The organism is Mesorhizobium sp. M0185 (assembly GCF_040322175.1).
GTDB lineage: Bacteria > Pseudomonadota > Alphaproteobacteria > Rhizobiales > Rhizobiaceae > Mesorhizobium.
This window is the reverse complement of sequence record NZ_JAMYSY010000005.1, coordinates 47,989-70,258: the sequence shown is the minus strand read 5'-3', so window position 1 is coordinate 70,258 and position 22,270 is coordinate 47,989. Positions and strand designations below refer to the sequence as shown.

Below are 22,270 nucleotides of genomic sequence, written 5' to 3'. Positions count from 1 at the left end.
TTCCATGGACAAGCAGATGCTGATCGGCTCGAAATTCGAAAAAGGCACCGAGACCGAGGAGCCGATCCTCAACCCGAAGACCGGGGCGACCATCCTCAATCTGCCTGAGGCCAGCCCAGCGCAGATCGAGGCGGCCGTGCTTGCTGCCGAAAAAGCCTTCGTCACCTGGTCCCGCACAACACCGGCGCAGCGCGCCGGCTATCTCCTGAAGATCGCCGATCGCATCGAGGCTGCTGCACAGGATTTCGCGGCGCTCGAGGCGCTGAACTGTGGCAAGCCGATCAATGCCGTGCTCAATGACGAGATCCCGGCGATCGTCGACTGCTACCGCTTCTTTGCCGGCGCGGTCCGCTCGATGCCCGGCCAGGTCGCCGGCGAATACATTCCCGGCCACACCTCGATGGTCCGCCGCGACGCCATCGGCGTTGTCGCGTCGATCGCGCCGTGGAACTATCCGCTGATGATGATGGCCTGGAAGCTGGCGCCGGCGATTGCCGGCGGCAACACCGTCGTCTTCAAGCCGTCGGAACAGACGCCGCTGACCGCGCTGAAGCTGGCGAAAATCCTTGCCGAGATCCTGCCGGAAGGCGTCGTCAACGTCGTGCTCGGTCGCGGCGACAGCGTCGGCAACACGCTGATCAACCACCCGAAGGTCAACATGATCTCGATCACCGGCGACGTCGCCACCGGCAAGAAGGTGCTGCAGGCTGCCGCCAAATCGGTCAAGCGCACGCATCTCGAGCTCGGCGGCAAGGCGCCGGTCATCGTCTTCGACGACGCCGATCTCGGCGCGGTGGTCAACGGCCTGCGCGCCTTCGGCTATTACAATGCCGGCCAGGACTGCACCGCCGCCTGCCGCATCTACGCCGGCAAGAAGATCTACGACAAGCTCGTCGCCGACCTCTCCGCTGCCGTCTCGACCATCAAGTATGATCGTCCTGACGATACCGAAAACGAGATCGGCCCGCTGATCTCGCGTCGCCAGCGCGACCGCGTCTCGAGCTTCGTCGAGCGCGCCTCTGAGCTCAAGCACATCGAGATCACCACGGGCGGCAAGCCGGGCGAGGGCTCCGGCTTCTTCTACCAGCCGACCGTCGTCGCCGGCGCGCTGCAGGAGGACGAGATCGTGCGCCGCGAAGTGTTCGGTCCGGTGGTCTCGGTCACCCGCTTTTCCGAAGTCGACGAAGCGGTGAACTGGGCCAATGACTCTGACTACGGCCTGGCGTCGTCGGTGTGGACCAAGGATGTTTCGCGCGCCATGGCGACGGCGGCCCGGCTGCAATATGGCTGCACCTGGATCAATACCCATTTCATGCTGACCAACGAGATGCCGCATGGCGGGTTAAAACAATCCGGCTACGGCAAGGACATGTCGCTCTACGCGCTGGAGGACTATACCGCCGTCCGCCACGTCATGGTCGCTCACGGGTAGCGCCCGCGAGGAGACGCCTATTCTTCCGCCTCCTCCGCCTCGCCTGCGGCCGGCGCCACCAGCAGCACAGCGGCGCCGAGGAGCGCGGCGATGAAGGAGCCGGCGAGGATGCCGACCTTGACCGCGTCCTGCAGGGCGGCGTCGCTGGCGAAGGCGAGCAGGCCGATGAACAGGCTCATGGTGAAACCGATGCCACAGAGCAGCGAAATGCCGACCATGTGCAGCCAGCCGGCATTGACCGGCAGATCGGCGAAGCCAAGCCGGATGGCAAGCGCGGAAGACCCGAACACGCCGACCAGCTTGCCCAAGACGAGGCCGGCGGCGACGCCGAGCGTCAGCGGCTCGGCCAGGGCGGCAGCGCTGAGACCGGCGAGCGAGACGCCGGCGTTGGCAAAGCCGAAAATCGGGATGACGAAAAAGGCGACGACTTTGTGCAGGCCGTGTTCGAGCCGGTGCAGCGGCGAATGGTCGAGATCATGGCCGCTGCCCGGCGATATCTTCAGCGGTATGGTGAGGGCCAGCGCGACGCCGGCGAGCGTCGCATGGACGCCCGATTTGAGCACCAAAACCCACAGAACGATGCCGAGCAAGATGTACGGCAGCAGCGTCAGCACCCGCATGCGGTTGAGCACCACCAGCAGCGCGATCACGGCGAAGGCGGCGCCGAGATAGGCGAGCGAGAGGCCGCTGGTATAGAACACCGCGATGATGAGCACCGCGCCGAGATCGTCGATGATGGCGAGCGCCGTGAGGAATATCTTCAGCGAGCCCGGGACGCGGCTGCCGAGCAGCGACAGCACGCCGAGCGCAAAGGCGATATCGGTGGCGGTTGGGATCGCCCAGCCGGACAGAGCGGCTGGATTGTTGCGGTTGATGGCGACGTAGACCAGTGCCGGCGCTGCCATGCCGCCGGCGGCGGCGATGCCGGGCAGCACGCGGCGCGGCCAGGTCGACAGCTGGCCGTCAAGCATTTCGCGCTTGATCTCGAGGCCGACCAGCAGGAAGAACACCGCCATCAGGCCGTCATTGATCCAGTGCGAGACGCTGAGCGGTCCGAGATAGGCATGGAGGGCGGAGAAATAAGCCTCGCCCAGCGGCGAATTGGCGACGATCAGGGCCAAGGCCGCCGCAGCCATCAGGATGAGGCCGCCGGCCGCCTCGCTGTCGAGGAATTCGCGCAGCATGGAGACCAGCCGCTTTTCGTCCTGCATGTCGCCTCCGTCGTATCAGCGGCAAGGTCCGACACCGCCAAGCGATGATGCGCAAACAGCGCTGGCCGGGCAAGCCTGTAATGAGAGCCCTTTAGCGCGGCGCGCGCTTGGCGAGGATGCGTTGCAGCGTGCGGCGATGCATGTTCAGGCGGCGTGCGGTTTCCGAGACGTTGCGGTCGCACATTTCGTAGACGCGCTGGATGTGTTCCCAGCGCACGCGATCGGCCGACATTGGATTTTCTGGCGGCGCTGCGCGTTCGCCCGCGGTGCGGGTCAGGGCGGCAAAAATATCATCGGCATCGGCCGGCTTCGACAGATAGTCGATGGCGCCGAGCTTTACCGCCGTCACCGCGGTGGCAATGTTGCCGTAGCCGGTGAGGATGATGGCGCGGGCATCGTCGCGCTTCTCGCGAATCGCGGCGACGACGTCGAGGCCGTTGCCGTCGGCCAGCCGCATGTCGACCACCGCATAGGCCGGCGGATTGGCGCGCGCCTTGGCAACCGCCTCCTCGACGCTCTCCGCCGTCTCGACCACGAAACCCCTGGTTTCCATGGCGCGGGCAAGCCGCGTCAGGAATGGCTTGTCGTCGTCCACGATCAGCAGCGAGGTATCCTCGCCTTCGACCATTGCGCCAATTGTTTCGTCAGTACTCATCGTGCTGAAAATCCTGCTGCCTGATTTTTACGCAAATATAGTTTCGCAACGCTATTGTCCAATTTAGGCCGTGTCGAACATGGTGGCCGAAGCCTGCTCGGGATTGAGGAAGACGCTGCGCGGCCACGATATCTGCACGATAGCGCCCTCGCCGGGCTCGCTTGAATTGCGGAAATCGAGCGTCGCGCCGGAGCGTTCGAGCAAGGTCTTGGCGATGAATAGGCCGAGGCCGAGGCCGCCGCCGGCTTCGGTGCCTTGTCGCGTCGACATATAGGGTTCGCCGATACGGTCGATGATCTCCGGTGGAAAGCCCGGCCCGTCGTCGATGATCGAGAAGCTGACGGCGGCCTCATTCCAGTTCCAGCGCACTGTCACGCTGTTGCGGGCGAAGTCGACCGCGTTCTCGACCAGATTGCCAAGGCCGTAAATGACGCCGGGATTGCGCCGGCCCACCGGTTCCGGGCCGATGCGCTCGCCCGGCCGAAGCTTGATCGAAATGCCGAAATCGCGGTGCGGCGCCGTCACCTCCTCGACCAGCGAGGTCAGCGGCAGGCGCGAGAGGTGCACCTCGCTCTCGGAGGACAGGCTGGTCAGGCGCTTCAGGATTTCGCGGCAGCGCTCGCTCTGCGAACGCAGCAGCTTCACGTCCTCGCCGTATTTCGGATCTTCGCCAAGCGCCTTCTCCATTTCCTTGGCGACAAGTGTGATGGTGGCGAGCGGTGTGCCGAGCTCGTGCGCGGCGGCCGCGGCGAGGCCGTCGAGGGCAGAGAGATGCTGCTCTCGCTGCAACACCAATTCCGTGGCGGCAAGCGCGTTGGCAAGCAGCCGCGCCTCCTCGGCCACCCGGAAGGCATAGATCGCGGTAAAGGCGATGGAGCAGAACACCGCCATCCACATGCCTGCGACATAGATGAACGGCATCGCCAATGGCGCGCCCTCATGCCATGGCAGCGGCAGGTGGTAAAAGACCAGCAGCGTCGCCGCCACGATCACCAGCGCGCCGAGCATGGCGGTCAGCCGCAGCGGCAGCGACGTCGCCGAGACGACGACGGGCACGGTCATCAGCAGCGAAAACGGATTGGTGAGTCCGCCGGTCATGTAGAGCAGGCCGGCAAGCTGCAGGCTGTCGAAGGTCAGGATGGCGAAGGCCGAGAACGGGGTAAGCCGATGCGCCGCCGGATAGCGGAAGGTCAGCAAAAGGTTCATCCAGGCCGAACAGGCGATCAGCGCAAAACACATGCTGACCGGCAGCGGAAATTTCAGCCCGTAAGCGACGACAAGCACGGTCAGGCTCTGGCCGACGATGGCAAGCCAGCGCAACCTGATCAGCGTGTTGAGGCGCAGCCGCTGGCTTTGCTGGAAGTCGGGTGCGTGCAGGATGTTTATCATGGCCAGTGATTATAGAGGGGAAACAGTCGGAGGTCTTTTCCGAAAACCGCCGAAGCCGGCCCTCGGTTCGGGATGACAGTCTGGAAGCATCAGGTACCGCGCGGCTTGGCGCGGCTGGTGGCGGCGGCGAGAAGCGGGTTCTCCGGCCAGACATGCCTGGGATAGCGGCCGCGCATCTCTGCCCGCACATCGGCCCAGGAGCCGCGCCAGAAGCCGGGCAGGTCGCGCGTCGTCTGGATCGGCCGGTGAGCCGGCGACAGCAATTCGAGCGTCAGCGGCACAGTGCCGTTGGCGATCGCCGGATGCCGGTCGAAGCCGAACAGTTCCTGCACGCGGATCGCCAGCACCGGCCATTCGCCGTCATAGCGGATCGGCAGCCGGCTGCCCGACGGCGCGTCGAAATGGGTCGGCGCCAATGTGTCGATCTTGCGCTGCAATTCGTGCGGCACCAGCGTCATCAGGCCTTGCGAAAGCACGCTGGGATCGATTGCCGCAAAGGATGCCGCGCCGGAAAGGAACGGCAGCAGCCAGTCGTCGAGGCGCTCGACGAGCGCGGCATCGGAGACATCGGGCCATGGCACGCCGAGGCCGCGATGCAGCCAGCCGAGCCGCTGCCGCAACATCTCCGCCTCCCTGTTCCACGGCAACAGGGACAGGCCGTGTTCGTGCAAGGCGTCGAGGATGGCGCGATCCGCGTCGGCTCCGGTCGGCGCCGGCAGCATGCGTTCGGACAGCGTGATGGCGCCGAGGCGAACCGTTTCGCGCACCCGCACCGCGCGCCTGTCGCGATCGAAGCTCACCTCGCGGCGGGTCTCGATCTTTTCCGCCAGCGCAGTGCGGATGTCGGCCTCATCGATGGCTGCCGCTGCGGTGATGCGGGCGTTCTGTGCCTTGCCCTGCAGGTCGGCGACGACGAGCCAGGTCTCGCCGGCCAGCGGATCGGAGGCGTCGAGCATGGCGCCCGAGCCGTTGGCAAGCACGAAGCGGCCACGCTCGCCGCGCGCTTTGGCGACCCGATCCGGCCAGGCATGGATGAGGAGAGCGCCGGCTGTGCTGCCCTCCCCCTTGAGCGGGTCGGAAGGACGGGCGAGACCCGTGGCTCGCCCCGGCGCGTCGATCCGCGTAGCGGATCGGGGTGGGGTCGGTTCGGGCACGCCATCGACGACCCCGCCCCGTCTCCCTCGTCTCGCTGCGCTCGGCTCGCTCGCCGACCCTCCCCTCGAGGGGGAGGGTGAAGCCTGCTTTGCCAGCCTCTCAGCCAGCTGCCGGGCGGCGGTGGCGCGCGGCGATCTTTCGGCGCGAAAGCGCAGCAGCCGCCGTTCGAGATCGGCACCATCGCCGCCAAGGCCACGCTCGGTCAACAATACGGCGAGCATCGCCGCCTCGAGCGCCTCTCCGGTCCTTGCCGCCTCGGCGACCATGTGGGCGAGCCGCACCGGTAGCGCCAGCCTGCGCATCGCGGCACCGGCATCCGTCAGGCGTCCTGCCGCATCGACAGCATCGAGCGCACGTAGCAGTACCCTCGCCTCGGTGAGCGCCGGAGCCGGCGGGGGGTCGAGGAAGGACAGGCTGGTCGGATCGGCGACGCCGAACGCCGCGCTATCGAGCAACAGGCCGGAAAGATCGGCCTCGAGGATTTCCGGCGGCGTGAAGGCCGGCAGGGCCGCCGTCTGCTCGGCCCGCCACAACCGGATGGCGACGCCCGGCTGCGTGCGCCCGGCACGGCCGGCGCGCTGGTCGGCGGAAGCGCGGGAAGCACCTACCGTCTCCAGCCGCGTCAGGCCGCTCGCCGGCTCATAGCGCGGCAGCCGCGACAGGCCGGAATCGATGACGACGCGCACACCGTCGATGGTGATGGAGGTTTCGGCGATCGACGTCGCCAGCACGACCTTGCGGCGGCCGAGCGGCGCCGGCTTGATCGCAGCGTCCTGCGCCTTGTTGTCGAGCATACCATAGAGCGGCACGATGTCGGTATCGGCGCCGACCTTGCCCGCCAGCCGCTCGGCGGTGCGCTCGATCTCGCGCTGGCCGGGCAGGAAAGCGAGCACGCTGCCCTCCTCCCCGGCAAGCGCCGAGCGGATCGCCTTGGCCATGGCGTCCTCGATGGTGACGCCGGCCGGCCGCTCGTCATAGCGGATGTCGACCGGGAAGGCGCGGCCTGCGCTCTCGATCACCGGCGTGCCGGACAGCAATTTTGCGACACGCGCGCCGTCGAGCGTTGCCGACATCACCAGCAATCTGAGATCGGGCCTCAGCGCACCTTGCACGTCGAGCGCCAGCGCCAACCCGAAATCGCCGTCGAGCGAGCGTTCGTGGAACTCGTCGAATAGCACCGCCGCGACACCAGGCAGTTCCGGGTCGTCGAGGATCATGCGGGACAGCACGCCTTCGGTGACGACGAGAATCCTGGTCTTTGCGGAACTGCGGTTTTCCATGCGCATGGCATAGCCGACGGTTTCGCCGGGCTCTTGGCCGAGCAATTCGGCCATGCGGCGGGCGGCAGCGCGGGCGGCGAGGCGGCGCGGCTCGAGCAGGATGATCTTTCCGGCGCCGAGCCATTCAGCGTCGAGCAGCGCCAGTGGAACCAGCGTCGTCTTGCCGGCACCGGGCGGCGCCACCAGCACGGCGCTGTTACCATGGCTCAGCGTTTCATTGAGCGCCGGCAAGACAACGGAGACCGGCAGGTCCGGCAAGGGTTTTGTCGTCATTGTGCTATGCTGTGCAGCCAGTTGGCAGCGACCGCATATCAGCGGTGGCGGTCGCGACGCAACCTCGGCGCCGACTCAAAGCCTGGTCCGCGAAAACGGGTTCCAGCGCACCGTGCCGAGCCGCACCTCCTCGCGCACCATCGTCAGCAGGCCGGAACCGCCGACCACGGCCAAGCCGACCAGCGACAGAAAATCCGGATATTCCCTGAAGAACAGCGCACCTAGAACCACCGCCCAGACGATCTGCGAGTAATGCGTCGGCGCGATGCGGTTGGCCGGCGCGTATTTGACCGCCAGCAGATGCAGCAGCTGGCCGCCGGCGGTAAAGCCGCCGGCCAGCACCAGCCAGGCCCATTGCCTGCCATCCGGCAGCGAGAACGAGGTAGCCGCCGCACCGACGCCGTTGAAGAGCAGGCCGTAGCCGATCAGCACGCCGAGCATCGTTGTGCGCTTTTCCTGCGCGGCGAGCGAACGCATCAGGATGACATTGGTGGCGGCCAGGAAGGCGATGGTGAACGCCGCCAGATGACCAAGATGCAATTCGCGAAACCCCGGCCTGACGACCAGCATGACCCCGGCAAAGCCGGCGACGACCGCCAGCCACCGCCATGGGCCGACCTTTTCCTTGAGGACCAGCGTGGCCAGGATAGTGACGAACAGCGGCGCCAGAAAGATGAGCGCATAGACTTCCGCCAGCGGGATGGTGGTGAAGGCATAGACGCTGAGCACGCCCGAGGCGATGCCGGCCCAGGCCCGGGCCTGTACCGCCCAGGGCCGGTTGGTGCGCCAGAAATCGAGCCAGCGCTCGCCTGCCGGCCTGGCAAAGAGCAGAAAGCAGCCGGCAAACAATGTCGAGAAGAAGCCGATCTCGAAGACGTTGAACTGCCCGCCCAGGCTTTTGACAACCGCGTCGCTGCACGAATAGCTTGCATAGGCGATGAGCGCGAGCAGAATTCCGTTGGGCACGTTTTTCCATTTCCGGGAGAGATGAGAGTGAAGATATTGGCGCTTGGCGCGCATCCGGACGACATCGAGATCTTCATGTTCGGTACGATGGCCGCCTATGCCGCGCAAGGCGCAGAACTCTTTTTTGCCATAGCCACGGATGGCGCCAGGGGCGGCTATGGCGATCCGGCCGCACTTGCCCGCACGCGCCGCAAGGAGGCGACGGCGGCGGCCGGCCTGCTTGGCGTGACGCCGCGCTTCCTCGACTTTCCCGATGGCGGGCTGGTCGCGGATGCCGCGCTGATCGGGGCGCTCAAAGCACTGATCGGCGAGATAGGGCCGGATCTGGTGATAACGCATGCGCCGAACGACTATCATGGCGACCACCGCGCGCTGTCGGATGGCGTGCGCATCGCAGCGTCATTCTCGGTGCCGGTGCTACATGCCGACACGTTCGGCGGCACCGGGTTTTCGCCAACGCACTACGTCGATACCTCCAGGCATTTCGATCTCAAGGCGGAGGCGATCCGGGCGCACCAGTCGCAGGATCCCGAGCGTTTCGTCGACGCGGCGCGCACGCAGAACGCCTTTCGCGCCGGCCAGTGCAACGGCCCAGCCGGATCGTTCGCCGAGGCCTTCCGCTTCGAGCCAGTCTTCCCCTTCGCCGATATCCGCGCGCTGCTGCCGCCGGCCCCAGTGATCCGTCCGGTGGCCGTCAGCAACAAGACGGTGACCTAGGCAGGTCGCCGCAACTTCTCACGTTGCTTTCCTATCCAGCATGCTGCGATGCAGCAACGAATTCGCTTGCCTTGTTTAGTAAAAATTGCATCACTAAACAAATTACTAAACATCCGGTGCGCCGCCGCGTCGTTGTGTTTGGGCCCCGGAGGAGGGGTTTAGCGGGCTCTTGAAACCGTCATCCGGACGCGTTTCGCAAATGGGAGGAAGGCATGAAATCGACCTTGAAATTGGCGTTGGGACTGGCATCGACACTCTTTGCGTCGACAGCCGTTTCGAATGTCGCGCAGGCAGAAGATCTGACGCTTTGCTGGGCAGCCTGGGACCCGGCCAACGCGCTTGTGGAATTGTCCAAGGACTTCACCAAGGAAACCGGCATCGGCATGAAATTCGAATTCGTGCCGTGGACCAACTATGCCGATCGCTTTCTCAACGAGCTGAATTCGCACGGCAAGCTGTGCGACCTCATCATCGGCGACAGCCAGTGGATCGGCGGTGCCGCCGAGAACGGCCATTACGTCAAGCTGAACGACTTCTTCGACAAGGAGAAGATCAGCATGGACGATTTCGTGCCGGCGACCGTCGTCGGCTATTCGGAATGGCCGAAGAACTCGCCGAATTACTGGGCGCTGCCGGCCATGGGTGACGTCGTCGGTTGGACTTACCGCAAGGACTGGTTCTCCAAGCCGGAGCTGCAGAAGGAATTCAAGGAAAAGTACGGCTGGGATCTCGGCCCGCCGACGACCTTCGACCAATTGAAGCAGATCGCCGAATTCTTCCAGAAGCGCGACATCGACGGCAAGACCGTCTATGGCGCGTCGATCTACACCGAGCGCGGCTCGGAAGGCATCACCATGGGCGCCATGGACGTGCTCTACAGCTTCGGCTTCCAGTACGAAAACCCGAAAAAGCCCTACGAGATGGAAGGCTTCGTCAACTCCGATAAATCGGTGAAGGGCCTGGAGTTCTACAAAGCCCTCTACGATTGCTGCACCCCTCCCGGCGCCTCGAACAGCTACATGGGCGAAGGCGTCGATGCCTTCAAATCCGGCCAGGTGGCGATGCACATGAACTTCGCCTTCACCTGGCCAGGCCTGCAGAAGGACGAGAATGTCGGCGGCGACAAGATCGGCTATTTCGTCAATCCCAAAGGTCCGGACGGGGACCAGTTCGCCCAGCTCGGCGGCCAAGGCATCTCGGTGGTCTCCTATTCCGACAAGCAGGAAGCCGCGCTCAAATACATCAAATGGTTCGCCAACAAGGACGTGCAGTCCAAATGGTGGTCGCTCGGCGGCTATTCCTGCCTCAACGCGGTCGTCAAGGACCCGGCCTTCCCGGCCAGCCAGCCCTACGCGCAGACCTTCCTCGACTCGATGGCCATCGTGAAGGACTTCTGGGCCGAGCCGAGCTATGCCCCGCTGTTGCAGGCATCGCAGAAGCGCTTCCACGACTATGTCGTTGCCGGGCAAGGCTCAGCCAAGGATGCGCTCGACGGCCTCGTCAAGGACTGGACCGAGGTCTTCCAGGACGATGGCAAGATGTAGCCGGGGCAAGATGTAACCGGCTCCTCCCGAGCCCGTGACCGAACCGTCCCGTGCCACTTGGCACGGGACACAGTTCAGATAAATTCCATTGTCGAGACGAGCCAAGTGACCGAAGCAGGACTGACCATGCTCAATCGGACGGCGGACAGCGTTGCCCGGGCTACGCCCGAGCCGTTGGCCCGCAAGGTCCGGGGCATCAGCGACAAGGGCCTCGCCTGGCTGTTCATCTCGCCGACGATCCTGTTGCTTTTAGCTATCAACATCTTTCCGCTGTTCTGGGCAATCTATCTGTCCTTCACCAATTTTCGCGCCAATCGGCCCAACGAGGTTGTGAAGAACCTTGGGCTGGCAAACTACAAGCGCATCCTCGCCGACCAGGACATCTGGATCGCCATGCAGACGACGGCGCATTTCGTGTTCTGGACCATCCTGCTGCAGACGCTGATCGGCTTCACGCTGGCTTGGCTGATCGACCGCAAGTTTCGCGGCCACGCCTTCTGGACGACAATCATCCTGGTGCCGATGATGCTGTCGCCGGCGGTGGTCGGTAATTTCTGGCGCTTCCTCTACGAGCCGCAGATCGGGCTGTTCGCCTATGCCGTTTCGTTCGTCACCGGCATTCCGGCAACCGAAATCAGCATGCTCTCCAACGTGTCACTGGCGCCATGGTCGATCATCATCGTCGACACCTGGATGTGGACGCCTTACGTGATGCTGATCTGCCTCGCCGGCCTGCGCTCGATCCCCGAATACATCTACGAAGCGGCCGAGGTCGACCGCGCCTCCAACTGGCGGCAGTTCTGGTCGATCACGCTGCCGATGGCGCTGCCCTTCATCATGCTGGCGGTGCTGTTTCGCGGCATCGAGAACTTCAAGATGTTCGACATGGTCAATTTGCTCACCGGCGGCGGGCCGGGATCGACCACCGAAGTGGCCTCGATCACGCTGAAGCGGCAGGCCTTCGAAAGCTGGCGGACGGGCTATTCCTCGGCCTTCGCCATCATCCTGTTCGTCGCAGTGTTTGGCCTCGCAAACATCTACGTCAAGGCGCTCAACAAGGTGAAGCAGAGATGAGCCTGACGTCAGCCCATTCCGTTGTCGCGCCGTCGGCCACGTCGAAGCGCGTCGCCGGCACGATCATCGTCGCCTACGCGCTGATCTCGATCGTGCCGCTGCTGTGGATCTTCGCCACCAGCTTCAAGACGCCGCCGGATTCGATCGCCTATCCGCCGAAGATCCTGTTCCAGCCCAGCCTCGAGGGCTACTGCAACCTGTTCTCGACCCGGACTCGGCAAACACCGGAATACATCAACTCGCTGGGACCGGCGACGGGCCTGTGCGACGAGACGGTGCGCAAGCGCAACATGGTGATCGCCGGCCCGTCCAACTTCATGCCGCGCTTCGTCAATTCGCTGATCATCGCGTTCGGCTCGACGTTTTGCGCGGTGTTCCTCGGCACGCTGTCGGCCTATGGTTTTTCGCGCTTCAAGGTGCCGCTCGCCGACGACCTTCTGTTCTTCATCCTGTCGACGCGGATGATGCCGCCGATCGCCGTCGCCATCCCGATCTACCTGATGTACCGGGAGCTTGGCCTGTCGGACACGGCTCTCGGCATGATCCTGCTTTATACGGCGGTCAACGTGTCCTTGGCGGTGTGGCTGCTGAAAGGCTTCATCGACGAGATCCCGCGCGAATATGAAGAAGCGGCGATGATCGACGGCTACACCAGGCTGCAGGCGTTCTGGCGCACGGTACTGCCGCAGGCGACCACCGGTATTGCCGCAACCGCCATCTTCTGCCTGATCTTTGCCTGGAACGAATATGCCTTCGCTGCGCTACTGACCTCGGGCACGGCGCAGACCGCGCCGCCCTTCATCCCGACCATCATCGGCGAAGGCGGTCAGGACTGGCCGGCGGTCGCGGCCGGCACGACGATCTTCCTGGTGCCAATCCTGGTCTTCACCATCCTGCTTCGCAAGCAATTGCTGCGCGGCATCACCTTTGGCGCGGTGCGTAAATGAGCATGATCGCAAAACGCAAATCGCGCTGGCCCGTCTGGGCCAGGCGCGGGCTGATGGAAAACGTCGCCACCGCGATCATCGCCATCGGCTTCCTGATGCTGTTCCAGCCCTTCGCACTGGTGCTCTACACCTATTCCTTCATCACCATGCTTGCGGGCACGGCGATGTTCATCATCGTCTCGAAATTTCCGGAGTAGACGATGGCCGAGATCAGGGTCGAACATCTGAGGAAGGCATTCGGCGATTTCGTCGCCGTGCAGGATTCCAACTTCGTCGTCGAGGACGGCGAATTCTTCGTCATGCTGGGGCCGTCCGGCTGCGGCAAGACGACGACGTTGCGCATGATCGCCGGGCTCGAACTGCCGACCGGCGGCAAGATCCTGCTTGGCGGCGAGGACGTCACCATGCGGCGTGCCCGCGAGCGCGACATCGCCTTCGTCTTCCAGCTGTTCGCGCTCTATCCGCACATGAATGTGCGGAAGAACATCGGCTTTCCACTGCTGGCGCAAGGCATGCCAGGCGCTGAAATCCGGAGCCGAGTGGAGGAGACGGCGAAGCTTTTGCGGATCGACCATCTGCTCAACAAATCGGTCTCCGGGCTTGCCGGCGGCGATCGCCAGCGCGTGGCGCTCGGCCGCGCCATCGTACGGCGGCCAAAATGTTTCCTGATGGATGAGCCGCTCGGCACGCTCGACACCGAATTCCGCGACCTGATGGTCCATGAATTGCGAGAACTGCACAACCGCATCCACGCCACCACCGTCTATGTCACGCATGACCAGATGGAAGCGATGTCGATGGCCGACAAGATCGCGGTGATGAACCACGGCGTCATCGAGCAGTTCGGCACGCCGCGCGAGATCTACGACCGGCCGGCGACGATGTTCGTCGCCGACTTCATCGGCTCGCCGCCGATGAATTTCCTCGGCTTCGGCGGCGGGCTTTCAAAGGGCGCCAGGGAAATTGTTGTGCAAGGAGCGAAGGTGGCCGTGCCGGAGATCCGCGAGGACGTCGCGCCGGCCGAGATGGCGCTTGGCATCCGACCGGAGCACATCCGCTTCGACGACGCTTCGAAGCTGCGCGGTGCTATTTACGGCACGGAATATCTCGGCACCACTCAGATCGTCGCGGTGGAGACAGCGGACGGCATCATCAAGGCTAGGGTGCCGGCCGAAATCCGGCTCAATCCGGGCGATCATGTGGGCCTGGCGCTGAGCAGCGCGCGGCTGTCGCTGTTCGCAAAAGGATCCGGGCGTGCGGTGCGCACCGAAATCCATGACTCGGCCTCCCAGGGGAGAGCACATCATGGCTGACGTTCACATCAAAAGCGTGACCAAGGCTTTTGGCGAGCATGTCGCCGTCGACAATCTCGACCTGCATATCGCCGACGGGGAATTCGTCGTGCTGCTCGGGCCGACCGGCGCCGGCAAGACGACGACGCTCAGGCTGATCGCCGGGTTGGAGCGTCCGGAAGCGGGCTCGATCCATATTGCCGGCCACGACACGACGACGCTGTCGCCGGCCGAGCGCGACACCGCTTTCGTATTCCAGCAATATTCGCTCTATCCGCATCTGTCGGTTTACGACAACCTCGCCTTTCCGCTGCGCTCGCCAGCACGGAAAATGCCGGAGGATCAGATCCGCCGCCGCGTCGAGGACGTGGCCAAGATGGTGCGCATCCACCACAAGCTGAATAATCGCTCGACCAAACTCTCTGGCGGCGAGATGCAGCGCGTCGCCATCGGCCGCGCTTTGGTGCGCAAGCCGTCGATCTACCTGATGGACGAGCCGCTGTCGTCGCTCGACGCCAAGCTGCGCGCCGATCTCAGGCTAGAGCTGAAGCGCATCCAGGCGGAACTCGGCGCCACAATGCTCTACGTCACGCACGACCAGATCGAAGCGATGACCATGGCCGACCGCATCGGCATTCTCGCCGACGGCGTGCTGGTGCAGATCGGTTCCCCGCGCACGATCTATTCTGAGCCGGCAAACCTACACGTCGCCGCACGGCTCGGCCAACCGGCAATCAATTTGTTGCCGGTCGGACTGCTGCCGGATGGCGGCGCGCCGGCGGGAACAAAGACGATCGGTGCTCGCACCGAACATCTTTCGATCGAGAAGGCGGCGAACGGCCATGCCGACGGCGTCGTCGATTGGGTCGAGCATCTCGGCGACCAGAACCATCTGCATGTGACGGTGGGGACCAGGAAGCTGGTGACGCTAACCGACCCCGACACCGACCTGGCTCAGGGCGACAAGATCATGATCCGCTATCGCTCGCCGCTGTATTTCGGCCCCGATGGGCGACGGCTGATGTGAGCGCTGCGCGAGTGTTTTCCTGGCACCTTTCAACCGGCAATTTCGGGCACCGGACTGGACCAATTCGATGAAGCATTTTTTCAATCGCAGGGATACGATCGTAACTGAGGCCCTGGACGGCTTCCTCGGTACGACCGGCGCCGGCGATCTCGCTCGCCTCGACGGCTATCCCGAGATCAAGGTCATTCTCCGCGCGGACTGGGATAAGAGCAAGGTCGCGGTCATTTCCGGCGGCGGGGCCGGGCACGAACCTGCCCATGCCGGCTTTGTCGGCATTGGCATGCTGACGGCGGCGGTTTCGGGCGAGATCTTTGCTTCGCCGAGCGTGGAAGCGGTATTGGCCGCCATCCGCGCGGTGACCGGTCCCGCCGGGTGCCTGCTGATCGTCAAGAACTATACCGGCGATCGCCTCAACTTCGGCCTGGCAGCCGAGAAGGCGCGCGCCGAAGGTTTTCGGGTCGAGATGGTAATTGTCGCCGACGATATCGCCCTGCCGGACATTGCCCAGCCGCGTGGCGTGGCCGGCACCTTGTTCGTGCACAAGATCGCCGGCCATCTGTCGGAAGTCGGCATTGACCTGGCGACGGTTGCCGCTGCGGCGCGGGCAGCGGCGGCGGATATCGTTTCGCTCGGCATATCGCTGTCATCCTGCTCGATCCCCGGTCAGAGCCATGACGAAAGATTTGGCGCCGACGACGCTGAACTCGGCCTCGGCATCCATGGCGAACCGGGCGTTGAGCGGATTGCGGTGCAAAGTGCCGAAAGGCTGGTTGCGATCATGTCGGAGCGCCTTGCCGCGCGGCTCGATCCGGTCAGCGACTACGCCTTGCTGATCAATAATCTCGGTTCGGTGCCACCGCTGGAAATGTTGCTTGTCGCCAATGCGGTATTGGCTTCACCGCTGGCACAAAAGGTGACGCTGACAATCGGGCCCGGGCAGCTTGTGACCGCGCTCAACATGAACGGCTTTTCCCTGTCGCTGATCCGGCTCGATGCGTCGCGCGAAGCGGCGTTGCGGGCGCCGGTAGGCCCTCACGCCTGGCTGCCGGCAAGAGCCGCTCGCCAAGCCAGCGTCGTGCCGATGGCCAAAGCCGCCGGCCCGAACGCGTCGAAAGCCAGCCAGGACGCACGCACCGACCGGTTGGTTGTCGCGGTCTGCGAACGGCTGATCTCGCTTGAAGGCGCGTTGAACGGACTGGATGCCAAGGCGGGAGACGGTGACACCGGATCGACTGTGGCGGCCGGTGCGCGCAGCGTGCTTGGTCGCATTGCGACACTGCCGCTCGCTGACCCTGCCGCAACGCTCGCCGTCGTCGGCGACATCCTGAGCGCCAGCATGGGCGGCTCTAGCGGCGTGCTGTTGTCGATCTTCTTCACCGCCGCCGCGCAGGCGCTGGAGTCTGGCGAAACGCTTCCCAAGGCGCTTCTCGCCGGCCTCGATCGGATGTCCTTCTATGGTGGAGCGAGGGTCGGCGATCGCACGATGATCGATGCCCTGGAACCCGCCTTGAGGGCGCTGGATAGGGGGAGTCTGGAAGATGCGGCGGTCGCGGCGCAACGCGGAGCCGAGGCCACCGCTGCCATGCGCAAGGCCAAGGCCGGGCGGTCCGCCTATATTGGCAGCCAGCTCGACGGCGTGGTCGACCCCGGCGCCTTTGCCGTCGCCGAGGTCTTCACTGCCCTCGCTGCGTTGCTCGAACCCGCTTGACTGGGGAAAAAAATGCTTCAATTGCCGGATATGCAATTTTCTCGTACTGCCGGCAGCGCAGGGGCCAGGAGCATGGGTGACATGGCGGCGGCGGATATTTCCAGGCTGATCGAGGCGGCGGCAAACACGATCGCCGCACATGCCGACGAGCTGACCAGTCTCGACCAGGCCATCGGCGACGGCGACCATGGGCTCAACATGAAACGCGGCTTCGAGGCAGTGCGGGCCGAGGCCGGCGCGTTTGCGGCAAAGCCGTTGCCCGAGGCGCTGAAGGCGATCGGCACCAAACTGGTGATGACCGTCGGCGGAGCCTCCGGTCCGTTGTTCGGCACGCTGTTCATGGCGCTCGGCAAGGAGATTTCCGCCGCGCCAGGTCGCGCCGACCTGGCGGCGGCCTTCGGCAAGGCGATCGACGCGGTTGCAGCCAGAGGCAAGTCGCAGGCCGGGCAAAAAACCATGCTCGACGTGCTGCAGCCGGTGCATGAGGCCCTGCTGCAGGGAAAGACGGCAGCGGACATCGTCGAGATCGCCGACAACGCGGCCGACGCGACCGTGCCGATGAAGGCGCTGCGTGGGCGCGCCTCGTTCCTTGGCGACCGTTCGATCGGTCATATGGATGCCGGCGCACGCTCGACTGCGCTTCTGGTGCGGGCCGTAGCGGAGGCAATCGAGAGGCGCGCATGAGCAATGTCGGCATCGTCATCGTATCGCATTCGCCGCTGGTCGCCGAAGGCACCGCCGACATGGTGCGGCAGATGGTCGGCAACGAAGTGCCGCTTGCATGGTGCGGGGGAAACGGCCATGGCGGGCTGGGAACCAATGTCGAGGCGATCATGGACGCCATCGACAAGGCCTGGTCGGAGGCGGGGGTCGCGATCCTCGTCGATCTCGGCGGTGCCGAGACCAATAGCGAGATGGCGGTCGAGATGATCGGCGAACCACGCGCCCAGAAGATCATCGTCTGCAATGCGCCGATCGTCGAAGGCGCGGTGATGGCGGCGACCGAGGCTTCCGGCGGCGCCTCGCTCAGGGAAGTGGTGGCGACGGCGCACGAATTGTCGCCGTCGTGAACGAACGGGAATTTTGACAAGCATGTCCGCAGCAGCCGAAGCCAGCGTCCTGATCACCCATGAGGTGGGACTGCATGCGCGTCCTTCGGTGAAGTTCACCAAGCTTGCCAAGACGTTTTCGGCCGACGTCGAGATTGCGCTCGCCGCCAACGGGCCATGGTTCGACGCCAAGAGCATCGTCAAGGTGATGGCGGCGAAAGCGCCGAAAGGCACTGTCCTGCATATCAGAGCCAAAGGGGACGGCGCCGGCGAGGCGGTCGGCGCACTGGTCGAGCTGGTGCGGCGCGATTTCGACGAAGGCAAGGACCATGCCCGAACCGCTTAGGCTGCAGGGCATTTCGGCATCGGCCGGCTATGCCGAGGGGCCGCTGTTCAATCTGGACCAGGCTGCTGTGCGTTATGTCCGCAAGGCGACTGCCGGGGACGAGAAGGCGGCGCTTGAGGCCGCCATTTCCATTGCCGCAGGCCGGCTCGCGACATTGATCGAAACCAGCGACAGCGAGGCGGCCGGGATCCTCGAATTCCAGCTCGCCATGGTGGAGGACGACGCGCTGACCGGCCCGGCCTTTGCGCGAATTGCCGAGGGCATGGCTGCTGATGTGGCCTGGCGAAAAGCGCTCGACGCCGAGATAGCCGGCTATGAAACATCCGAGCAGGACTATTTCCGGGCGCGCGCGGCCGACATGCGCGACATACGCGACCAGGTGCTACGCGCGCTTGCCGGGGGCGGCGACATTGCCGCGCCGGCAGGTGCGATCTTCTACGGCGAGGATATCGCACCGACGCGCTTCCTCGAAACCGACTGGAGTGCCGGCGGCGGCATAGCACTTACGGCCGGAAGTGCCGCAAGTCATGTCGCAATGCTGGCACGCTCACGCGGCGTGCCAATGGTGGTGGGGTTGGGGCTCGTAGCGCGTGGGGTAGCCGGGCCCGGTGCTTCGCCGGCTCACCTTGCCGGAATCGCACTGCTCGATGCCGAACATGGCGGCATCGTGTTGGCGCCTTCGAAAGCGGAGATCGATGCATTCCGGCGATCGTCATCGTCTTTCGCGGCGCATCGCGACAAAGCGGCAGCCTATTTGACAAGGCCGGCAGCAACGAAGACCGGCATATCGGTCCACGTGCAGGTGAATATTGCCGATCCGTCCGATGTCGACCGCATCGATGCTGCGGCGTGCGACGGTGTCGGGCTGATGCGGACCGAATTCCTGTTCGGCAAGACGCTGCCGGACGAGGAGACGCAATATCGCGCCTACCGTAGAGTGCTGGAATGGGCAGGCGACAGGCCGGTGACGATCCGTACTGTCGATGCGGGCGGCGATAAACCTGTGCCGGGCCTGACCGTCGAGGAAGGTAACCCATTCCTTGGCCTGCGCGGGATCAGGCTGTCGCTGATGCGTCCGGAGGTCTTTCGCGTGCAGATCCGCGCCTTGCTACGTGCCGCCATGCGCGGCAATCTGAAGGTAATGTTCCCGATGATCGCCGTTCCGGAAGAGTATGAACGCGCCACCGCGCTGTTCGCTGAGGAGCAGGCTGACCTTTTGGCGCGCGGCATCGCGCACAAAATGCCGCCGCTTGGCATCATGGTCGAGGTGCCGTCGGTGGCCATCGCACCGGAGGCATTCGCCAAGGCCGCCTTCTTCTCGATCGGTTCGAATGATTTGACCCAATACGTGATGGCCGCCGCGCGCGACAATGCGTCGGTCGCGCATCTGAATTCGGTCAGGCACCCGGCCGTGCTCCGGCTGATCGCCTCGGTTGCCGCCTTCGGTCGCGAGTATAATATCCCGGTCAGCCTGTGTGGCGATGCCGGCGGCGACCCCGCCTCGATCCCGGCGCTGCTCGAAACCGGCCTGCGTGACCTCTCCGTCGCTCCCGCCCAACTCGCGATGGCCAAGGCGGCCATCGCGGACGTTTCGATCTAGGCCCCGGTATGGCAGACAAGACGTCGCAATCCGGCCCCGAAGAGGCAATCCGCGCCTACAAGACGATCCTGTCGCAGGTGATCGACCAGCGCCCGTCCGGCATGCGCCAGCGCCTCGCTGATGCGCTGGGCAAGCATCGCAGCTTCGTCACGCAGATTTCCAGCCCGGCCTATTCGACGCCGATCCCGTCGAAGCATTTGCCGGCTATCTTCTCCGTCTGCCATTTCAGCCCGGCCGAACGCGATCATTTCCTTGAGGCCTACCATCGGGCGCATCCGGGAAAGATGTCGCTGGCCGCAGGCTTGCGCAAGACACGCCATGTCTCGCTGATCGTTCCCGATTTCGGCGACGACAAGCAGAACGCGGCGCTCGACCGGGCGGTCAACGATTTCATCCAGAAGATCACCAGCATCGCCGGCAAGGGCAGCTGACGCTGGGCTATTTCGGGAGGACGGCCATGAAGAAATTTTTGAATTCGGTCGATACGGTGCTGACCGAGAGCCTGGACGGCTTCGTTGCCGCGCATGCCGATATCCTGGCGCTTGGCGAGGAACACAAATTTGTCCGCCGCAAGCTGGTCACACCGGGCAAGGTGGCGCTGATCTCCGGTGGCGGCTCGGGTCACGAGCCGCTACATGGCGGGTTCGTCGGGCACGGCATGCTGGATGCGGCCTGCCCCGGCCAGGTATTCACCTCGCCGACGCCTGACCAGATGATGGCGGCGGCCGAAGTCGTCAATACGGGCGCCGGCTGCCTGTTCATCGTCAAGAACTACGAGGGCGACGTGATGAATTTCGACATGGCCGCTGAAATGTCGGAAGGCGTGATGCAAATCGTGACCAATGACGACGTTGCGGTCGAAAACTCGTCCTACACCACCGGCCGGCGCGGCGTCGCCGGCACGCTGGTGGTCGAGAAAATCGTCGGCGCGGCGGCCGAGCAAGGCATGGCACTGGAGCCGTTGAAGGCGCTCGGCGAGCGCATCAATGGCGCAACACGCTCGATGGGCGTGGCGCTGACCAGTTGCACCGTGCCGGCGGCGGGCAAGCCGACCTTCGATATCGGCGACGGCGAGATGGAGTTCGGGGTCGGCATCCACGGCGAGCCTGGGAGGCGGCGCGACACATTGAAAAGCGCCGATGCTATCGCCGAGGAGATCTGTACCGCAATCCTGGGTGACCTGGGCGACGGTGCCAGAGGCCAGGCGCTGCTCTTCGTCAACGGCTTTGGCGGCACGCCGTTGATGGAGCTTTATCTGATGTACAACAGCGCCCGCAAAATCTTCGAGAAGCACGGCGTGACGGTGATCCGGTCGCTGGTCGGGTCCTATGTGACCTCGCTCGATATGGCCGGCTGTTCGATCACGCTGAGCATGCTCGACGACGAGGCGGCTGTTTGGTGGGATGCACCGGTACATACGGCCGCGCTGCGCTGGGGCATGTAGCGGCGGAGAATGCCCCAGAAATAGTCGGTGACAAGACCGGTATCGGCAACGCCGCGCATCGCCAGACAGTTGCCCTCCTCACCCTGCGTAAGATCTGCGGGTTTGGGGAGTTCGAGCATGCGTTACAATTGGGATCGGGCGCCGACGGGTTTCGAGCGCCATGGAAAGGTGCTGGCAGCCGCCTTGCTGATCGTCGGCGGGGTCGGACTTATGCTCGCTGCCCTCCCGCTTTAGGGACAACAAACTCGGGTAGCGGACTACGTCTCAGCGCGTTGCCTCAATGCGCCTGGCCAGTCACGGCGATGAAACGGCGGTCGCGCCCTTCAAATCCCTGGCTGAAGCGCTGCACGAGCACCGCAAGCACGCCCGGTTTTCCATCCGGGGTGAATGCGTAAGATTCCGACAGGCTGTAGGAAGTCGGGCAATTCCTCGAACCGGGCACCGCCTTGTCCTCATGCAGCAGCTTGATCGGCTTGCCGTCCTGACCCTGCAGCGTCAGGCGAAAGCCGAGCGCCTTGCCGGTCGTTTCGCCTTGCTGCGTCGCGTCGAAACTCGCTGAACAATCCGCCGTGCTGTCGGCACGGATCTGCTCGAGCTGGATGGTGCCAAGCTCGTCATAGGCCGGCGAAAGCCATTTTTGCGAAACCTGCTCGAGGCGCGCAATGTCATTGTAGGCGACCATGTCGTCGGGAAAGGTGAACCTGTCCAAGGCAGTCCGCTCGCCGCGCGGCGCGATGGCATATGTGGCCAGCAAAGGCGCCGCCAGTTCGGCGGCCTGTGCCCTCGCCTGCGCAAGCGTCAATGTCGAATCCTCCGTCTCGTCGGCGATGACGATCGGCTTGCCGCCGACGAACTCATCGGTCCGCGTGTCGATGATGTCGATCTCCGACCAGCCCGAATCCGAAGCACCGGCATCGAGCGTGCCGTACTGTTCGAAGGCGAAGTAGTTGCCGTCTGGCGAAAAGCCGATGACGTGCCGAGCCGCCGCGTCGCCTGCCTGAGCAGCTGAAGCGAGCACCACCGCCAGCGTCGCAACCGCGGCAAACCCAAGCTCATATCGCAATTTCATCGCGCCCTGCCCCTAATGCCGAAAATTCGAACGATACCGGCCCCCAGACCACCATGACCCGCACTTGCGGCCAAGTTAGAACGACGGCAAAC

The 22,270-nt window shown here is 64.3% G+C and carries 21 protein-coding genes; 15 read left to right on the top strand and 6 right to left on the bottom strand.

Features of this window, described 5'->3' with window-relative positions:
• The first annotated feature begins 4 nt into the window (after positions 1–4).
• Positions 5–1,432 (top strand): gamma-aminobutyraldehyde dehydrogenase, encoded by a 1,428-nt coding sequence (locus NKJ20_RS06055; protein ID WP_352743068.1) that lies wholly within the window; start codon positions 5–7, stop codon positions 1,430–1,432.
• Positions 1,433–1,449: 17 nt separating this feature from the next.
• On the opposite strand, the gene nhaA is transcribed toward NKJ20_RS06055, so the two are convergent.
• The 5 genes from nhaA to NKJ20_RS06030 all read right to left on the bottom strand — a co-directional run bounded on the left by nhaA (position 1,450) and on the right by NKJ20_RS06030 (position 8,361).
• Positions 1,450–2,643 (bottom strand): Na+/H+ antiporter NhaA, encoded by a 1,194-nt coding sequence (nhaA, locus tag NKJ20_RS06050; protein WP_352454677.1) that lies wholly within the window; start codon positions 2,641–2,643, stop codon positions 1,450–1,452.
• Between the two features lie 91 nt (positions 2,644–2,734).
• The gene (locus NKJ20_RS06045; RefSeq protein ID WP_023676342.1) at positions 2,735–3,298 is read right to left on the bottom strand and encodes an ActR/PrrA/RegA family redox response regulator transcription factor; all 564 of its coding nucleotides are present in this window, start codon (positions 3,296–3,298) and stop codon (positions 2,735–2,737) included.
• A gap of 63 nt (positions 3,299–3,361) precedes the next feature.
• Positions 3,362–4,687 (bottom strand): ActS/PrrB/RegB family redox-sensitive histidine kinase, encoded by a 1,326-nt coding sequence (locus NKJ20_RS06040; protein ID WP_352448476.1) that lies wholly within the window; start codon positions 4,685–4,687, stop codon positions 3,362–3,364.
• A gap of 89 nt (positions 4,688–4,776) precedes the next feature.
• The gene (gene hrpB, locus NKJ20_RS06035; protein ID WP_352743066.1) at positions 4,777–7,395 is read right to left on the bottom strand and encodes an ATP-dependent helicase HrpB; all 2,619 of its coding nucleotides are present in this window, start codon (positions 7,393–7,395) and stop codon (positions 4,777–4,779) included.
• 75 nt (positions 7,396–7,470) lie between these two features.
• Positions 7,471–8,361: a DMT family transporter gene (locus tag NKJ20_RS06030; protein ID WP_352743064.1), complete on the bottom strand. Its 891-nt coding sequence runs from the start codon at positions 8,359–8,361 to the stop codon at positions 7,471–7,473.
• Positions 8,362–8,388: 27 nt separating this feature from the next.
• Between NKJ20_RS06030 and NKJ20_RS06025 the strand changes: the two genes are divergently transcribed.
• The 14 genes from NKJ20_RS06025 (at position 8,389) to dhaK (ending at position 21,109) form a co-directional block, all read left to right on the top strand.
• Positions 8,389–9,078 carry a PIG-L deacetylase family protein gene (locus NKJ20_RS06025; RefSeq protein WP_352743063.1) on the top strand — a complete coding sequence of 230 codons (690 nt, stop codon included), beginning with the start codon at positions 8,389–8,391 and terminating at the stop codon, positions 9,076–9,078.
• Between the two features lie 212 nt (positions 9,079–9,290).
• Entirely contained in the window at positions 9,291–10,622 is a 1,332-nt protein-coding gene (locus NKJ20_RS06020; protein ID WP_352454682.1) for an ABC transporter substrate-binding protein, read from the top strand.
• A gap of 126 nt (positions 10,623–10,748) precedes the next feature.
• The gene (locus NKJ20_RS06015; RefSeq protein ID WP_031211681.1) at positions 10,749–11,696 is read left to right on the top strand and encodes a carbohydrate ABC transporter permease; all 948 of its coding nucleotides are present in this window, start codon (positions 10,749–10,751) and stop codon (positions 11,694–11,696) included.
• Positions 11,693–12,643 carry a carbohydrate ABC transporter permease gene (locus NKJ20_RS06010; protein WP_023676335.1) on the top strand — a complete coding sequence of 317 codons (951 nt, stop codon included), beginning with the start codon at positions 11,693–11,695 and terminating at the stop codon, positions 12,641–12,643. The genes NKJ20_RS06015 and NKJ20_RS06010 overlap by 4 nt, the downstream gene beginning before the upstream one ends.
• Entirely contained in the window at positions 12,640–12,840 is a 201-nt protein-coding gene (locus tag NKJ20_RS06005; protein ID WP_352743061.1) for a hypothetical protein, read from the top strand. The genes NKJ20_RS06010 and NKJ20_RS06005 overlap by 4 nt, the downstream gene beginning before the upstream one ends.
• Positions 12,841–12,843: 3 nt before the next feature.
• A complete protein-coding gene (locus NKJ20_RS06000; protein WP_023676333.1) occupies positions 12,844–13,956 on the top strand; it encodes an ABC transporter ATP-binding protein in 1,113 nt (370 codons plus the stop codon).
• Positions 13,949–14,962, top strand: coding sequence for an ABC transporter ATP-binding protein (locus NKJ20_RS05995; RefSeq protein WP_023676332.1), 1,014 nt, complete (start codon positions 13,949–13,951; stop codon positions 14,960–14,962). The genes NKJ20_RS06000 and NKJ20_RS05995 overlap by 8 nt, the downstream gene beginning before the upstream one ends.
• 67 nt (positions 14,963–15,029) lie before the next feature.
• Positions 15,030–16,670, top strand: coding sequence for a dihydroxyacetone kinase subunit DhaK (locus tag NKJ20_RS05990; RefSeq protein ID WP_352743059.1), 1,641 nt, complete (start codon positions 15,030–15,032; stop codon positions 16,668–16,670).
• An 81-nt stretch (positions 16,671–16,751) separates the two neighbouring features.
• Complete coding sequence (gene dhaL / locus NKJ20_RS05985; RefSeq protein ID WP_352743057.1) at positions 16,752–17,354, top strand: dihydroxyacetone kinase subunit DhaL; 603 nt, start codon at positions 16,752–16,754, stop codon at positions 17,352–17,354.
• Positions 17,351–17,740 carry a dihydroxyacetone kinase phosphoryl donor subunit DhaM gene (dhaM, locus tag NKJ20_RS05980; protein WP_352469937.1) on the top strand — a complete coding sequence of 130 codons (390 nt, stop codon included), beginning with the start codon at positions 17,351–17,353 and terminating at the stop codon, positions 17,738–17,740. Before dhaL ends, dhaM begins: the two co-directional genes overlap by 4 nt.
• A gap of 22 nt (positions 17,741–17,762) precedes the next feature.
• Entirely contained in the window at positions 17,763–18,065 is a 303-nt protein-coding gene (locus NKJ20_RS05975; protein ID WP_023676329.1) for an HPr family phosphocarrier protein, read from the top strand.
• A complete protein-coding gene (ptsP, locus tag NKJ20_RS05970; RefSeq protein WP_352743055.1) occupies positions 18,049–19,665 on the top strand; it encodes a phosphoenolpyruvate--protein phosphotransferase in 1,617 nt (538 codons plus the stop codon). The genes NKJ20_RS05975 and ptsP overlap by 17 nt, the downstream gene beginning before the upstream one ends.
• Positions 19,666–19,673: 8 nt before the next feature.
• Positions 19,674–20,096, top strand: coding sequence for a hypothetical protein (locus NKJ20_RS05965; protein WP_352743053.1), 423 nt, complete (start codon positions 19,674–19,676; stop codon positions 20,094–20,096).
• 26 nt (positions 20,097–20,122) lie between these two features.
• Positions 20,123–21,109, top strand: a complete 987-nt coding sequence (gene dhaK / locus NKJ20_RS05960; RefSeq protein ID WP_352743051.1) for a dihydroxyacetone kinase subunit DhaK — start codon at positions 20,123–20,125, stop codon at positions 21,107–21,109.
• A gap of 277 nt (positions 21,110–21,386) precedes the next feature.
• On the opposite strand, the gene NKJ20_RS05955 is transcribed toward dhaK, so the two are convergent.
• A complete protein-coding gene (locus tag NKJ20_RS05955) occupies positions 21,387–22,178 on the bottom strand; it encodes a DUF2259 domain-containing protein (protein WP_352743049.1) in 792 nt (263 codons plus the stop codon).
• Positions 22,179–22,270: the final 92 nt, after the last annotated feature.

Bases quoted from the DNA above. Each gene is read 5' to 3' on its own strand.
- dhaK (WP_352743051.1), top strand. From the start codon at position 20,123: ATGAAGAAATTTTTGAATTCGGTCGATACGGTGCTGACCGAGAGCCTG.
- NKJ20_RS05955 (WP_352743049.1), bottom strand. From the start codon at position 22,178: ATGAAATTGCGATATGAGCTTGGGTTTGCCGCGGTTGCGACGCTGGCG.
- NKJ20_RS06055 (WP_352743068.1), top strand. From the start codon at position 5: ATGGACAAGCAGATGCTGATCGGCTCGAAATTCGAAAAAGGCACCGAG.
- nhaA (WP_352454677.1), bottom strand. From the start codon at position 2,643: ATGCAGGACGAAAAGCGGCTGGTCTCCATGCTGCGCGAATTCCTCGAC.
- dhaL (WP_352743057.1), top strand. From the start codon at position 16,752: ATGGCGGCGGCGGATATTTCCAGGCTGATCGAGGCGGCGGCAAACACG.
- NKJ20_RS05995 (WP_023676332.1), top strand. From the start codon at position 13,949: ATGGCTGACGTTCACATCAAAAGCGTGACCAAGGCTTTTGGCGAGCAT.
- ptsP (WP_352743055.1), top strand. From the start codon at position 18,049: ATGCCCGAACCGCTTAGGCTGCAGGGCATTTCGGCATCGGCCGGCTAT.
- NKJ20_RS05990 (WP_352743059.1), top strand. From the start codon at position 15,030: ATGAAGCATTTTTTCAATCGCAGGGATACGATCGTAACTGAGGCCCTG.
- NKJ20_RS05965 (WP_352743053.1), top strand. From the start codon at position 19,674: ATGGCAGACAAGACGTCGCAATCCGGCCCCGAAGAGGCAATCCGCGCC.
- NKJ20_RS06010 (WP_023676335.1), top strand. From the start codon at position 11,693: ATGAGCCTGACGTCAGCCCATTCCGTTGTCGCGCCGTCGGCCACGTCG.
- NKJ20_RS06020 (WP_352454682.1), top strand. From the start codon at position 9,291: ATGAAATCGACCTTGAAATTGGCGTTGGGACTGGCATCGACACTCTTT.
- NKJ20_RS06015 (WP_031211681.1), top strand. From the start codon at position 10,749: ATGCTCAATCGGACGGCGGACAGCGTTGCCCGGGCTACGCCCGAGCCG.
- hrpB (WP_352743066.1), bottom strand. From the start codon at position 7,395: ATGACGACAAAACCCTTGCCGGACCTGCCGGTCTCCGTTGTCTTGCCG.
- dhaM (WP_352469937.1), top strand. From the start codon at position 17,351: ATGAGCAATGTCGGCATCGTCATCGTATCGCATTCGCCGCTGGTCGCC.
- NKJ20_RS06040 (WP_352448476.1), bottom strand. From the start codon at position 4,687: ATGATAAACATCCTGCACGCACCCGACTTCCAGCAAAGCCAGCGGCTG.
- NKJ20_RS06000 (WP_023676333.1), top strand. From the start codon at position 12,844: ATGGCCGAGATCAGGGTCGAACATCTGAGGAAGGCATTCGGCGATTTC.
- NKJ20_RS06045 (WP_023676342.1), bottom strand. From the start codon at position 3,298: ATGAGTACTGACGAAACAATTGGCGCAATGGTCGAAGGCGAGGATACC.
- NKJ20_RS06005 (WP_352743061.1), top strand. From the start codon at position 12,640: ATGAGCATGATCGCAAAACGCAAATCGCGCTGGCCCGTCTGGGCCAGG.
- NKJ20_RS05975 (WP_023676329.1), top strand. From the start codon at position 17,763: ATGTCCGCAGCAGCCGAAGCCAGCGTCCTGATCACCCATGAGGTGGGA.